Source organism: Spirosoma migulaei, assembly GCF_054776855.1.
In genome coordinates this window covers 36,434-49,974 of sequence record NZ_BAAHBG010000046.1, presented here as the reverse complement: position 1 = coordinate 49,974, position 13,541 = coordinate 36,434, and the positions used below count along the sequence as shown (strand labels likewise).

The window sequence follows — 13,541 nt, the reverse complement described above, 5'->3', positions numbered from 1 at the left end:
CAATCGTAGCACTCATGTAGAGAGCTACCCCGGCAATCAGCGGGTCGGTGTTTACCCGAAGGGCAAAGCCCGTATCGAACACCGTCTTTTCATTCGTGAGTATATCGCGACTAGCCCAGGTACCATCAGCCTTGTAATAGCGACCCGAAAACGCGTTGCTTGATACTCCCTCAATGGTAATTACCTCACCCGGCGAAACTGCTATTTTATTGACTGCGTAATTGCCAACGCTGGTCGTCTGAACAATGCTGGTACTCCAGGTCTTGTCAACCCCAATAGGCAGAGCCAGATTAGGCATGACCTCCGCCTGAATATCCATCAGGGTTTTGTTCTTGACCTGGGGGAGTAAGGTGGCATCAATCTTGGGCTCGGTAACTGTATTGTCAGCGGTACCACCACCAAGTGCAAAAAGACCCCAATTGGTCCCAATGCCATCAAAGGAGATTCCTGAGTTGCCGACTGTTTTTCGGTAATAGGACGTACCGCCATTTTCAACAACATCATTAATAGCATAATCCGTGTTTGCTGCCCACGCTCCCCGTATATTCACCCCAGCGCCATTGGCTCCGGGAGCGCCCCGAAAGTTAGTGGCATTGGTAGTGTCGGCAACTAAGCCGCTACTACCCAGATATTGTCCGACATCGGGTTTTGTTCCTTCGCCCCCTGTCCAGTCGGCAACCTGAAAATAGCTATTAGTACTTGTGTTGACAATGGCATAGACGGGTGACCAACCTTTGTTTCCATTGGCACCAATGATTGATACCCCAGCAGGCCATACGCCCCCGACTTTTGGACCAAAAATACTTGTTCCTGATTTTATGTAGTAATCGCCATCTTTCCCGACTGAATCAACTGGGTTGATTGAGCCAGAGATAATAGTTTTGCTGGCAAACTCTAAATCGACAAGAATACCATCCAATGCAGCAATAGTGAGTGCTTCTGAGTACATGATTAAAAAGTTATACCAATGGCTGTATTAGGGCCATAGCGGGTGTCTACGATGGAGTAATTTGGATTGTTGGGGTTCCAGCTAATAATTAAGGTATTGCTGGCAGTAGCAAAAACGGTAACAATGGAATCAACAATATCTTGTACCGTTTCCATGTTTGCGGCAACCTGACTAGCCTTTTCTACAGCAATATCTTTAGCTGCTACAGCTTCATTTTTTGCTGTTTGGGCATCCTGATTTGATTGCTCAGTTGTACTGGCAAGGCTAGCTATCTCGTTCAAGATCTCAGTATTGCCAATCTTGTACAAAACCCCCTCTTTGCTCGACACATACCATTCTACATAGTCACCAGCAGGGACGAAGTAAACAGCATTTGCGTAGCCAATGTCTGGCAACTCATTTACCTTTAGAAAAATTAGCTTTTCGATCATCAGTTAGTTGTTTACCATTCTATTGTTGTCCATACATCAATCGGCTCAATCGGCGGTGGAACTTGATCCAGGTCATCTTCCGGCTTGAGCAGGTTAGCGACTATTACCTTAGCATCAGGTATCATGTAGCGAATAGCAACAGCTGACAAAGCAGGATTGTAGTTTTTATCCTGATCCATTGGCTGAATCCAGAGCCTACGGAGTACGTCGGATGTATCAGCTATTACCTCTTCGATTCGGATGTGAGTAACAAAGCCAAAGGCATCCGTTACAATATCTATCAGATTAGCAGCTGTGCCTGCCACGATGAACGTAACAGACAGATCGTACCTGTTTTCAGTCACTGTGCCGAACGTGTTAGACAGCCCCTTATTAAGCAGCAGCCGACCGATGACATGCACCGACTGAAATACAAATGAGTCATCCAGTGTCAGCCGCTTTTGCTCGGTGTCATCGACAAAGAGCCTCATGCCCTTTTCCTGTTGATCATACACAAGTTTGGCCGTATCCAGAATCTGACAGTTGCCAATGCCTGATATCCGTTCAGCAAGTGCTGTGTTAATGGCCGTAATACTGTCGTTAATCATTGTCTATTTGTGGATAGTACACCGTGATAATTAGCGCACAGATTAACATTATCAATACTGCTGCAAATGGATGATTCAGTATAACCATCCAGCAGAAACACAGAAGGCAAATGATAATGAGTATTGGTTTTATTAGGACTACCATAGCATTTGTTTAGCGTAGTTGTAAATCATCTTCAATTCGTGGTATCCAGCCTTCTAATACAAAGTCCTGCTCCGAGGTGGAAAGGACAAATACCTTTTCCCCTTGCTGCTCTTCCAGCCCTGTAGCTATATCAGCCTGTTTATTATTAATAAACCCTACGCTTGCCTCTGTTTTTGAGGTGCTGGTTACCTGCCAAGCCCTGAATAAATCGCCATTGTGACTAAAATCCATGTAGCCAATCTGTTCCCCTCGTTCAAGCCGTTTCTTTGCCCAGGCTTTGGAGTAAGCGCCATTGCGAACAATTGCTTTAGTGCGTAACCTGCTACCTTCGGCATTTTCCCCCTGTTGCTGGATACGATGGGCAATAATAGCCAGCGAGTCAACAGCAGCACGGCGTAAGTTTTCCTGTGCATTATCCTCAACCCGTTGCAGGGAGCGAATAATAGAATCAAATACAGATTCGGCGTTAGATTCGATCTTGAGAGAGAACATAGCTACTTGCTTAGAAGGCTGACAGTTAACACAAGTTGCTAACTGTCAGCAGGTTTTTGCTTCACTACTCAGCTACTACCTTCTTAGATGGAGTAATTACAATGTCGTACTCATCGCCAAGTACAAACATGTCAGCAACGGCCTGATTAACTGTACACAATGGCAGGTTAGTGCCGCCAGAAAGTTTGTGGAAGTCTGACTTTGGGTCATAAGGAACAACCAATTCAATTTCTGTTCTGATTGGATGCTCTTCAATGTAACTTTTGCTCTCTTTCTTCGAGTTGCAGGTAACTTTTACTAAGGTTTTCATGCTATAAAGTTGTTTAGTGAACAATGCTGTTCTTCACCCAAAAACCCGCTCCATTTACGGTAGCGGGGTCTTGTAATCGTGCTCAGTTACAGTTATACAAAGCCATCAACACGATAGCCAGGGTCAAACGGCCTGTCTGCTTTATCGGTTACTACATTCTTGACAGCCAGTTCTTTTAGCATATCCCGAGCAATAGGCTTTGCCAGTAGTATAGCCTCATCCATGAACTTAGCTTCAAGCTCCTCAACCGTATCGCGTAGGGTATTGGTAAACAGGTTGACGTTTGTTGAGCCCCGACGCTCACCCATGAGCAGCGAACCGCAAACGTTGGCATATGCCCACTGTAGACGAGACTCGTAACTAGCAATTACGTCGAGCAATGAGCGTCTAATTACAGCGTCGAGCATAAAGGCGGTACTGGTTTTGTGTGCCAAACCTACTACGGCATAAGGTCCAGCAACAGAAGCTGATGCACTAGCAAGGTCGAACGAAGAATCACAGCCTAACCACTCCTGACCCGTTCCCTGAACAGTTAATGGCAGGTTCGTTGTGTCAATTCCAACAAACACAGTAGCACTACGGCCAAACTGTGAGCGGACGCCATAGCCGATTGACAATTCATTGTAATCAGGCTTAACCGTTACCGTTTTGCTGAATAGCTCCTTACCTGATGCACTGAATACCTTTATTGTAGTTGTTACATCGGTCAGGCTGGCAGAATTGACAGCAAAGGAATTGAGCCACAATTCATCTGTAGCCTTGATTGGCGCTGTGACAATGTAGCCAGCATAAACAGCCGATGCAGCTATTACTGAGTCGGATGCTTCGCCTATCAAATCGCCCGTTCGAGTACGGATATATTGAAAATCGGCCGATTTTGTTAGCTCCCCTTCAATGATGTTGCGTAGCTTATCAAGTGCCTGACTCTTGATACTTGCCCAGATAGCAGCTGTGCTACTGTTATCAGGATTGATCAATGCCGCTACCATCTGGGTAGTTATGCCGGTCAGGTTGTTAACCAGTACAGCAGGCTCAGGACTGGTAACCCCTTTCAGGCCGACAGTAGAATCAAATGGGTTTTCCATATTATTTGCCAACGGCTGTTAAATTCCCGTAGATAATTGTTAGATCCTGAATGATAGCCAGGGTAGCCGCTGAGGAATTGAGTTGCAGGATAATAGGAGGTGAAGCCATACCCGTTTCACTCATCAGCCTGCCTACTAAATCGCCATCCTGTACGTCATTTACAGGCACGAAAAACCAGAGCTCGTTAGCTTCACAGTCATCAGACACCTTAACCCGACAACATTGCAGGTTCTCCGTTTCAGTAGCATTAACCTCTACTACCTGAGCTATAACCCCCTTTCGCAATTCAGCACTGTAAATCGGCATCGTCGTACACGTTATAGGTTTCACCAAATATTAAGTCACTACAGGCTGAGAATTGACCCCTACCCATTGCACGTAGCCAGAAATGAGGCTTTATGAATATTGTCCGCTCTTCATCCTTGACAATTGATGTAGTCCAGGCAATACCGTCAATCTCTATACGTGCTGGTTTGCCGCCGTGAAATACTAGAAAAGCGTTTAGCTCTTCGACGCTGGTATACTGAACTACAGGCCAGCCCTTTTTAGGGATACAATACAGCATAATTAAGGTGTTAAGGTTTGTACTATAAATTGTTAGGTTGATAAAAAGGGCAGGGTTATACTGAAGATCGTTGTATTATTCTACGACCGACGGTGTTTGCGTCGGGCATTACGCCCATGCTTGATTTTGTTGAACGAACGGCTAGTATTTGGGCTCCAATTTGCCGACTTACGAACTACAGCCCGTTTTCTGGCAGCATAGGCAAACCGCTCGTCAGGCCAAACCCAACGAGACACAACGGTAGCATCTGGCTTTACCGCTTCCTGCTGATCCTGCTGTTTAGGCGTTGATGACTGATTGCTCTGTGCTGAGACATTGCGGCTGGTATGAGTGTCAACCTCTTCAACGGCTGTAGCACTCAACATTGCGCCAGCCATTGCCAGCATACTAGCGCCTATCATTGCTGATTTTCTCATAATCGTATTAAACTAAAGATGTGTATTTGAACTGATGTATGCATTCGACGGTACAGAGTGAGCGAAGGATGACAACAGGTTTGCCCAACTCCTTAGCCCAATCCTCTGCAATGACTTTCGCTGTTTCAAAATCGACTTGCTTATGGTATTTGTCGGCTGATGGAGCATATACGAAACGGTCAGCAGTACGCTCCTTTGCGGAATCAATCATTCGAGGAGGCTCCGGAAAGGCTGTTGGCTTAATCGCTGGCTGTGCTGCTAACTTCTTATAGCATCCATCAGTAGCACAATCCTCAGCAAAACCATCACAGCCAATACAGCCCTGATTAGATGGTACAGGCTTTGCTACTGGCTGTTCCTCCTTTGGGCTGTGCCAGTTAATTGCTGGCTTCTTTGAACGGGCATTGCTACTGACAGCAGTAGATTCTGATTCAATAGCTGTCAGCTTGCCAATAGCTTCTTTTTGAGCAGCATCAGCCGACAATCCTATGTTATTACCAACCCACTTAATAGCCTGCTGAGGAGTTACCTGATGCAGTGACTTTGTGACACGATAACCGGTATACTTGCCTTTGTAGCTAGACTGAACAAAGCCCATTTCAAGCAGCACCGTGAACAGGCCTGTTGCTATACTGTGCTTGTTACAGAATTCGTCAACATTAAATGACTGAAAGTCAGTAACAGATAAGGTGCTGCATAGCTCATTGAGTGCCAGCATGTAGCTGTCATTAATCAGCTGGTCATCAGTCTTTAAGTGGTCTGTTCGCATTATTTTAGGTTTTTAAACGTGGTATACTCAAAGTTGCAGAAGTAGTAGCGTAGGCAGTCCCCCAGGTGACCGTAGTTGTATTTGTCACAATCCTTTTTGTCTAACCCGCCATCACTACTTGATTTCATTCGCACGACGTCACCAGCCAGCACAGGGCATTCTTTGCGGTTAATGCCGAAGCTGGGGCCGTAATGCTTGATAAGGGAATTGCAGATAGTACGACTGTTGACGAGGGGGGGGTTACTGGCAGGTACAGCCTCGTAGTTGCAGAACTTAGCGCCGTATTTGAACATAAAGCGCTTAATTTCCTGCCATGCTGACCGGTTGCCTTTGCTTGTAGCAGATCCTGAATTACCTGATGCATCCCCCGTAAAATGAAGGAAGTTCTTACCGTACTTCTGGGCAATCTCTTTACAGGTTGCCTCTAAATCCTCCTCTTCACTGCCGCCCTGGTGAATCTCTTCGAGTACTACAGGGCACAGTTTGCCGGTTTTGTCAGGCTGCTTCTGTACGACGATTACAGAATTGATTATGTTAAAGTCAAAAGCCAGATAAACCGGTAAGGCAGGATTGTAGCGCCTTGTAGTTTCCAGTTCGAAGAAATGAGCCGAATCTTTAAAGGCATAAAAGAACTTCTGACCGCCAACCTCAACGAAGTCAGCCATGTACTCTTGCAGGAATGTAAGCTCATCCAAATCAGCCCGAGCATCGTCTACCTCAGCAGGATCTATGTACGGGTTATCGGTTGTTTTGAAATGAAACTCTTTCCAGTTGGGTTTTTGCGCCCTGCAACGCTCTGACAGCTGAAAGAAGTAGTTGAGCCTGCCTTTTGGAGACGACATAAAGAAGGCATCCCCCCTGTAATCGGTCAGCGTTGGCCGTATGCACTGAGTCCAGGCAGTTTCTAAATCGTCAGCCATTGCTGCTTCATCGACAATAGCCCGTTTGTACTTACGGCCTCTACCTGCATTCTTATCCTGCATTGACCAAAAGTCAACGTGTCCACCTCCTACAAACCACAGTGTTTTTTGCTGCTCGTCCTTATCGATCGTAATAGGAGCAACCATGTCTTTAAACTCATCCCAGAACTGAGCCATGAGTTTGTAGGTAGCATTGAAGTAGGAGGCTGGCAAATGATAATCTAATGCTGTTTCTATCAGCAGATCTTTGGCTAAATCACTCTTACCAAACCGACGCCCACACCTGAGCACGTTGAAACGAGCCCGACTATCAACTATAGTCTGCTGTGCTGCATGCAGTTCAGGTAGTATGAGCTCTATTTCAGTCATTCTTTGGCTGCTCTTTCTTCTGACGTTTGACTGTTACCGTTACCTCTGTTGTCTGCTCTACATCAACCTTGTCTCTCCAGTGTTTACGCTGCCTGTTTTTAAGCCAGAATATGGCTGACGTTGGGTCAGGAGGATAATACTTGGTTGTTGGCGTCTGAATGACATTGCCCTCGAAGCTGGTAAAATGGGTGTCAGGGTGTGAGTAGCCAATTGCCCGATTGTACAGACTATCAGCTACTTCTGCATCAGCCAGAGTCTTACCCTTTTTTATGGACTCAAAAAACTCTTGGTGTGCATTCTTCCAATTGTTTATTGTCGTCTCGGTAACTTCGAAGAAATCAGCTAAGTCAGCGTCTGTTGCTCCAAGAAGGCAAAGCTTATAGGCTTGCTGTGCGTAGGTTTCGACGTAGTTAGACGGTCGACCACCTTCATTACCGGCTGCGTACGTATTCCCTTCTGGTGCTGGCATTGTTGATATAACAAATATTAATACAATTATAACAAAAGTTATTGTTACCTCAATGGGTAGGCTATCAGTAGGAGCGTACTGGCTTTTGGTTTGGGGCTTATTTATTGCTTATTGCTGGAAATAATAACTAAACCACCATGCTAAAACGATTTACAATTCTTGCCCTAGCCGTACTGCTTTGCCCTTTCCTGTGTTCTGCTCAGATAGGAGGCAAGAAAGTATTTGAGCCTATAACTGTGTCAGGCTACACAGTAGCAATAGGGGATACGCTATACTTTGGTCAGGGCACAATGCCTAGTGGCTCGTTTAAATACGTAGCCAGGGCAGCTAACTTTCTGCTAGGTACGCCTGAGTATCATTTAGATAGAAACTACAGCGGTCGATTTTTAACAGTGCTGGAGCTACGGGATTTAAAACGGCAAGGGGCAGGACAGAAGTATTTAGCTATTATTCTGCCAAGAGGTAGTTTAAACTTTGCGGTCGAATTAGAGGATGCTATAAAAACGGGTGAACTAACCGCTATTAATCAACAGAAGGTTTTTAACCCTTCGACAGCAGCTGTTACTACCAAGCCTGTAGCCTCAGTAGCCGATGAACTTATTAAGCTAAAGGGGCTATTAGATGCAGGGGCTCTTACACAGGCTGAATATGATGACCAAAAAAAGAAACTGCTCAATCAATAATGTAGCAGGGTAATTTATAATAATTGTTAAACACTAAAGCCCGAACATTTTCGAACGGGCTTTAGTGTGTTTAATTCGATGGTTATTGTTTTACTATCAATCAAGCCCCGCAAGTCCCATTACAACAAATCCTGATTCTATTCCGAACTCTCCACCATGAAGGACATAGGTAACCTCTCTGTACAGATACTGATTACCAAAAGTATCAGTTAAAGGGTCATATTCATGCAAAAATAGAATATCCCCTGCTTGAAAGCTCCTATCATTCTTGCGAACCTCAAAGGGCTTTGTACCATCGTCTAAAGCTTTGAAATATTTGGCCCAAACCTTCAGCTCATGTACTTTCTGGTCTGGCATCAACTCGTAACCATGATCTAAGGCAAGTTGATAATTATGATTAGGCTCTGTATTTTCCGGCATATACTAGGTATTTAAAATAAGTGCTTGATAAAACATAACATTGCCATTTATGCCATAGTCAGTACTGACTGAGCATAAGCCGCCTATTGGGAAATAGCCATCAGCTATTAGTGCATTAACTTGGTCTGACATTATTAAGAGGTCGCAAGTCTTTACTATAATGTATCTTGGTCTCATAATTAATTTTTCTGTGTTTTTTGGGCATTCACATAGTGCCACCCTTTCATTTTTAGACTTATTTTCAAAGGCGTTTTCCGAATTCTAATTGGCTTATTATACACTCGAACATCAGGCACTTGATAGGCGTCAGGAAATGTCTGATGAAAGTGTTTTTTGCAAAGTGGTACGTAATAGGTTCCAAGTGTTCGGGTAGTTTTCAGAATAGCATTTGCAATATTGCCACATCGATCACAGTCAACGCTATTCCCATTCTTATCGACCAACAACCAGCGGATAGCTCCACCATAGTAGAAATCCGCATTCAGGTATGATTTTAGCTTAGCAAATCGAGTCATATCTCAACCTCCTGCCTGCTCCAGCTGCTAGGTACAAAATTTAGCTCTTTGGCTTTGCTGAGCAGGTAATTTGCCTTTTTCATTCCGTATAAAATAAATTCATGGGACTTGTGAAACGATACACGGTATACGTTATACGGTGCTACCTTCTGAATGCCTATAAACTCAAAGAAGCTAGCCTTTGGGTCTGATGATAGATAGAATGCTGCCTGCCGATCATAGTCATAATCATAGCAGGATTGAACAAACGCACTATGAGACGTACAGGACGTTGTTTTTAGGTCTACATAATGGTTTGCCTTCGGCTGTATAATGGCATCAATCTTGGCTTTGCACAGTAAGCCGGTAGGCCCATCAACCCACTGTACAACCTGCTCTTTCTTGGCATCAGCCAGCATTGTATAAATGTCAGTGCAGTTTTTTAGCCGTTCTTCCATTACATACAGGCTGATCATTTGCTGTTGACCTATGCCAGCTGCCAGCAGAATAGACTGCCGTTTCTCAGGCTCCAGAATCAGCGTGTGAAAGGCAACACCAAAAGCCAGGGTTTCAGGCTTTGGCTTAAATCCTGATCGATTAAAAAGGGTATTGGCCAACTCTGACAAATCGCTGTTTGCATAGCGTTTGAGGCCTGTTCTATATTCGTGCTCGTTCATAATGTTTGCTGGGGGGTAAAGGTGTGTAAGTAGTGCTTTAATGATAATTTTCGGGCGCCATTCATTGGACCCAGGCTTATAATGATGATGGTACCACAAAAGGAGCCGCAAAATCCCTGTTCCCCCTTGCGCTAAGCAGGCCCAACCCATTCCACCTTTTGGCCAATGCTGCCGACTATCAAAGTATTGCTGATAATCGTATTTTGTTGGGGCTTCATGGAACAGAAAATGGTCAATTCGCTTAATCTGCCCAGGAGTTAGCTTTAATCGTGCTTTTTTCATGGTTTCAGGCATTTAGGCGTACCCCCTGCACATACATAGACCCCACAGATACGACATTGAACAGTAAAAGCGCTGCCGTTCCCTTTGATTTCCCAATTAGCGCTACAGGTTTGGGCAAATACTATTTTTGCTGGATCTGGCTTATTCATGCTTTCAATTCGTCTTTTTTTATTACTTCATTGCGGACTTACCTTGTGACTTCCAAAATTTATTTGGATCGGGCGTTTGACAATAGAAAAATTCGGCCAAGAAATTGCGAACTCGTTCCACATACTCACAGAATTCAGAGTGTGGCATATCGTGCGTATCGAGAGTAATCATAATCACTCTGCCCGATGTAGTTTCATGTTCTACCTGATTACAGTTCTCTTTCAGTATCTCATGAATCTTTGTTTTGCCATAGGTAGTACCCCATGCTTCATTAATAACCTTTCGAGCAACAGGGACAATGACACCAAAATAGTAGCGGTTTGCTGGATTGGACCTTATGGGCTCCAGTTCATATAGATCAATCCCTACCTTACACCCAGCCCATGTACTGTACGCCGATTGGAACTTATCTAGCTCATCGACGTACAGTACTCCATCCTGATTAATTGACCCGTAGGCCGTGAACTTTCGAGCCATTTTACAGAGCTTCTACTTTGGCCGAAAAGTCATTAATCAGAACTTTAAGCGATTTCTCAAATTCAATATACAGATCAAGAGTTTCTGCCTCAGTAAGAGCCAAGTTGGGAGTACTGCCAACAGTAGTAATGTAATCGAGGAGCTTTGACTTGTCGGATTTTAAACGAGCAGTACGGGCTTTGTCAGCCTTCATTTTATCATGTGCAGCCTGTGCCTGCGCTTGTTTGGCAATTTTAATAATGTGTGCAAACTCATTATCTGGTAGGCTGGAAATATCTTTTACTGTTAACGATTGCTCGCCATAGAAGTAGAAGCCATGACTATTTTTAGTAAAGCCAGCATCAGCCACAGTACCAATACGAAGCTCAAACGTAGCCGCTTCCTGTTCTCGCTGAATACGTAAATCAGCCATTTCCTTAGTTGTCTTAATGAATCTATCAAATTCATCATCATCAGGATCAAGAATGCTTTCATCAGTCAAAATATGGTCAGGATTTTCTAAGCCTCTATTGCCCTGCTCAAAACCGATTTCTAACAAACGAGCTTTGCGCGATTCCAGCAACTCAGCGATAATTTTCATATCAGCAACCCAGTTGCAGTGTGAGGCTACATATTCCTCAAATTCTGCTGCTGACATATTCCCCAAACCTTCAACCGAACTTACTACCCTGCCATCAAACAGCATTGCTGGTCCTGTCGTATGTACACCACGAACAAAGCCCAAACCTTCTAATCGGCTAACCCGAGCATCAAGAATCAGTTTATTTAATTCATCCTGTTGCTTCTGTGCTGCTTCAGCCTGTTGCTTTTCTTTAGCTGTACGCTGCTCCTCCTGTTCACGCTGCTGCTGTTCAAAAGCTGCCTGCTGCTGCTGTAGCAGTAATGCCTGAGCAGCCTGAGCAGTCGCTACTGCTGCCAAGCGCTGACGCTCGGTTTCCTGCTCAGCGGCAATACGCTGCTTTTCCTTTTCCTCAGCCTTTGCAACTTCAAGCAATCGATCCTGTTCATTTTGGAATGCAAATTCAGCAGATGCATACAAATCCTGCCATTCAGCATCTGGAAACTCCTTAATCTCAATCGCATCAATCATGACCCCAAACACATCGAAACTACTACCAACGGGTTTAGCGCCAATTGCATGCAGGCTATTAACCCGAGCCGTAAACTTTGCTGCTTCATCGGCCAACTTTTGAGCCTTGATAGCTTCACGCTCAGCCTCAACTGCTTTAATTTTGGCATCAAGAGGTTTTTCAATTTCCTCAATCAATACAGTCAACTCTTTAGCCAGGGCGTTATTTGTACGCTGAGTAAGCAGGGCATCAGCGTTTAATTCTTCACGCTTTTTGTCAATCGAGGTACGGGTAGTAACAAGCGTACGTCTGGCTTTTTTTGCCAGTTCTTCACCTTCTTTGTCATCAGGTCCAGCAATAACAAGGCTGTTATATTTGGCTGCCTTTTCCTCAATCATAGCCCTGGTAATACCCATAGACACAAGCTGAGTAGATAGGGAATTAGCGGCAATAATTTTAGGCGTAATCGCTTTTGGTTCAAGGGTATCAACGCTCATGATTTTATCAGTTTTACGTGTTCTGGTGAATAATTATTACGGGTAGTCTTTTGGTCCTCAGCAACTGTTATCAGGTCGTTTTTAGTGAAGCAGATAACAGTACCGTTGAAGTTGCGTAGGTGTCTGCCGTTTCGGTGTACGGATACTCGTACCCTACTTTTTGGCTGAATTTGGGGATTCATTTAGCTGATTAGCTTAGTTGATATTAACAGCCTTACTTATTAGCTCAATCCTTTTTACATTCCTGATATCATACGGCCTACCACTATCCAGCCTTGAAAGGCGATACATATACTTGTGTGGCGGGAATCCCCTATAAACATCCTCAATTAGACATTCGACATCTTCCGTTTTAACTTTAAATGCCTTGTGAACTCTCACAGAGTCTCCCTTTTGGAAGGGGCTTAGACGCAAGAATGCCTGATTAAGTATCTCTCTTTTCTGATTGACAATTAAGTAAGCTGCCTGCGCTGCCTCGTGAATCTTATGATCTTCGTCCTTTAGAAGTTGAAGCTGAAATTCAATTTCTTCTTCAGTCATTATGTTGTCATTATTCATTGCCAAATATTTAAGGTCACCTACCGGCATTGATGCCGGTAGGTGAAAAGGGTGAAGAATTAACCGGCAGACAGCAAATCAGGCTCATCAGCAGGCGCTGCAAACGGATTATAGAAATTCATAGCCGTTTTAATATTGGCAATGTCGGTCAATGTTTCCTGCCGAAAGATTTTATGATCCTGAGCAAACGCCTTTAACTCAGCCGTTTTCGCTGAATCGCCAATCTTATAGCTGAATGACGCAATGTAATAGACCCCTTTCGTAGCATCTTTTGTGTAATCTTTCTTTTCGAGTATAGCCGTAATGACAACATCAGCTAAGGTTAAGTCATCATAATACAGTGGCTCAATTAACCGAAACAGGTTATCAACCGAATAGCCGTGAAACAGCAGAGCCGAAACACAGTTTTTTTCATCAACGAAAAAGATTTCAGCCCAATTTTTTGTACCCATGTTCAAAATATTGTCTGTAAAAATCCTCCAGGCAATAGGCTGGAATGTGAAGGCTGGGCCAATCTTGTCAAGTCCATTAATATTAAACTGACCGGCTTTAGCATCACATCGGTACTGCTTCGGATGACCTTCGAGGTATTTGTACTTATCTACTACCTCACCTATTGAGTTCATTTTCTGATAAGGCTTAAGCATTGCCTGAGCATCAGCAGGTAATTCAGGCATTGTTTCAGTGTTGGTTTTCATGATTACTGTTAGTTATAAAAAATGAAA

At 44.1% G+C, this 13,541-nt stretch carries 19 protein-coding genes; 1 reads left to right on the top strand and 18 read right to left on the bottom strand.

From position 1 onward, the window contains the following. The 11 genes from ACYVGO_RS37565 to ACYVGO_RS37515 all read right to left on the bottom strand — a co-directional run. Positions 1–949: hypothetical protein (locus ACYVGO_RS37565; protein ID WP_460973934.1), on the bottom strand; the 949-nt coding region annotated here is incomplete at its 3' end. 2 nt (positions 950–951) lie between these two features. Next, positions 952–1,380 (bottom strand): hypothetical protein, encoded by a 429-nt coding sequence (locus tag ACYVGO_RS37560; RefSeq protein WP_460973933.1) that lies wholly within the window; start codon positions 1,378–1,380, stop codon positions 952–954. 11 nt (positions 1,381–1,391) lie between these two features. Beyond that, positions 1,392–1,967, bottom strand: a complete 576-nt coding sequence (locus ACYVGO_RS37555) for a hypothetical protein (RefSeq protein ID WP_460973931.1) — start codon at positions 1,965–1,967, stop codon at positions 1,392–1,394. Positions 1,968–2,121: 154 nt separating this feature from the next. Beyond that, the gene (locus tag ACYVGO_RS37550; protein WP_460973930.1) at positions 2,122–2,604 is read right to left on the bottom strand and encodes a hypothetical protein; all 483 of its coding nucleotides are present in this window, start codon (positions 2,602–2,604) and stop codon (positions 2,122–2,124) included. A gap of 64 nt (positions 2,605–2,668) precedes the next feature. Continuing rightward, complete coding sequence (locus ACYVGO_RS37545) at positions 2,669–2,914, bottom strand: hypothetical protein (RefSeq protein ID WP_460973929.1); 246 nt, start codon at positions 2,912–2,914, stop codon at positions 2,669–2,671. 92 nt (positions 2,915–3,006) lie between these two features. Beyond that, positions 3,007–3,999 (bottom strand): hypothetical protein, encoded by a 993-nt coding sequence (locus tag ACYVGO_RS37540; RefSeq protein ID WP_460973928.1) that lies wholly within the window; start codon positions 3,997–3,999, stop codon positions 3,007–3,009. A 1-nt stretch (position 4,000) separates the two neighbouring features. Then, positions 4,001–4,306, bottom strand: coding sequence for a hypothetical protein (locus ACYVGO_RS37535; RefSeq protein WP_460973927.1), 306 nt, complete (start codon positions 4,304–4,306; stop codon positions 4,001–4,003). 339 nt (positions 4,307–4,645) lie between these two features. Beyond that, complete coding sequence (locus ACYVGO_RS37530) at positions 4,646–4,981, bottom strand: hypothetical protein (protein WP_460973926.1); 336 nt, start codon at positions 4,979–4,981, stop codon at positions 4,646–4,648. A gap of 7 nt (positions 4,982–4,988) precedes the next feature. Beyond that, the gene (locus tag ACYVGO_RS37525; protein WP_460973925.1) at positions 4,989–5,699 is read right to left on the bottom strand and encodes a hypothetical protein; all 711 of its coding nucleotides are present in this window, start codon (positions 5,697–5,699) and stop codon (positions 4,989–4,991) included. Between the two features lie 50 nt (positions 5,700–5,749). Beyond that, entirely contained in the window at positions 5,750–7,039 is a 1,290-nt protein-coding gene (locus tag ACYVGO_RS37520) for a hypothetical protein (RefSeq protein ID WP_460973924.1), read from the bottom strand. Continuing rightward, entirely contained in the window at positions 7,032–7,508 is a 477-nt protein-coding gene (locus tag ACYVGO_RS37515; protein WP_460973923.1) for a terminase, read from the bottom strand. Before ACYVGO_RS37515 ends, ACYVGO_RS37520 begins: the two co-directional genes overlap by 8 nt. A gap of 137 nt (positions 7,509–7,645) precedes the next feature. Here ACYVGO_RS37515 and ACYVGO_RS37510 point away from each other — a divergent pair, with 137 nt between their 5' ends. Next, positions 7,646–8,191 (top strand): SHOCT domain-containing protein, encoded by a 546-nt coding sequence (locus ACYVGO_RS37510; RefSeq protein WP_460973922.1) that lies wholly within the window; start codon positions 7,646–7,648, stop codon positions 8,189–8,191. Between the two features lie 96 nt (positions 8,192–8,287). On the opposite strand, the gene ACYVGO_RS37505 is transcribed toward ACYVGO_RS37510, so the two are convergent. The 7 genes from ACYVGO_RS37505 to ACYVGO_RS37475 form a co-directional block, all read right to left on the bottom strand. Beyond that, complete coding sequence (locus ACYVGO_RS37505; RefSeq protein ID WP_460973921.1) at positions 8,288–8,611, bottom strand: DUF3850 domain-containing protein; 324 nt, start codon at positions 8,609–8,611, stop codon at positions 8,288–8,290. 179 nt (positions 8,612–8,790) lie between these two features. After that, entirely contained in the window at positions 8,791–9,126 is a 336-nt protein-coding gene (locus ACYVGO_RS37500; RefSeq protein WP_460973920.1) for a hypothetical protein, read from the bottom strand. Beyond that, the gene (locus ACYVGO_RS37495; protein WP_460973919.1) at positions 9,123–10,064 is read right to left on the bottom strand and encodes a PD-(D/E)XK nuclease-like domain-containing protein; all 942 of its coding nucleotides are present in this window, start codon (positions 10,062–10,064) and stop codon (positions 9,123–9,125) included. The genes ACYVGO_RS37500 and ACYVGO_RS37495 overlap by 4 nt, the downstream gene beginning before the upstream one ends. A gap of 171 nt (positions 10,065–10,235) precedes the next feature. After that, a complete protein-coding gene (locus tag ACYVGO_RS37490) occupies positions 10,236–10,691 on the bottom strand; it encodes a hypothetical protein (RefSeq protein WP_460973918.1) in 456 nt (151 codons plus the stop codon). 1 nt (position 10,692) lies between these two features. Beyond that, complete coding sequence (locus ACYVGO_RS37485; RefSeq protein ID WP_460973917.1) at positions 10,693–12,258, bottom strand: hypothetical protein; 1,566 nt, start codon at positions 12,256–12,258, stop codon at positions 10,693–10,695. A 195-nt stretch (positions 12,259–12,453) separates the two neighbouring features. Continuing rightward, a complete protein-coding gene (locus ACYVGO_RS37480; RefSeq protein ID WP_460973916.1) occupies positions 12,454–12,798 on the bottom strand; it encodes a hypothetical protein in 345 nt (114 codons plus the stop codon). 77 nt (positions 12,799–12,875) lie between these two features. Then, positions 12,876–13,514 (bottom strand): hypothetical protein, encoded by a 639-nt coding sequence (locus ACYVGO_RS37475; protein ID WP_460973915.1) that lies wholly within the window; start codon positions 13,512–13,514, stop codon positions 12,876–12,878. Between the last annotated feature and the right edge of the window lie 27 nt (positions 13,515–13,541).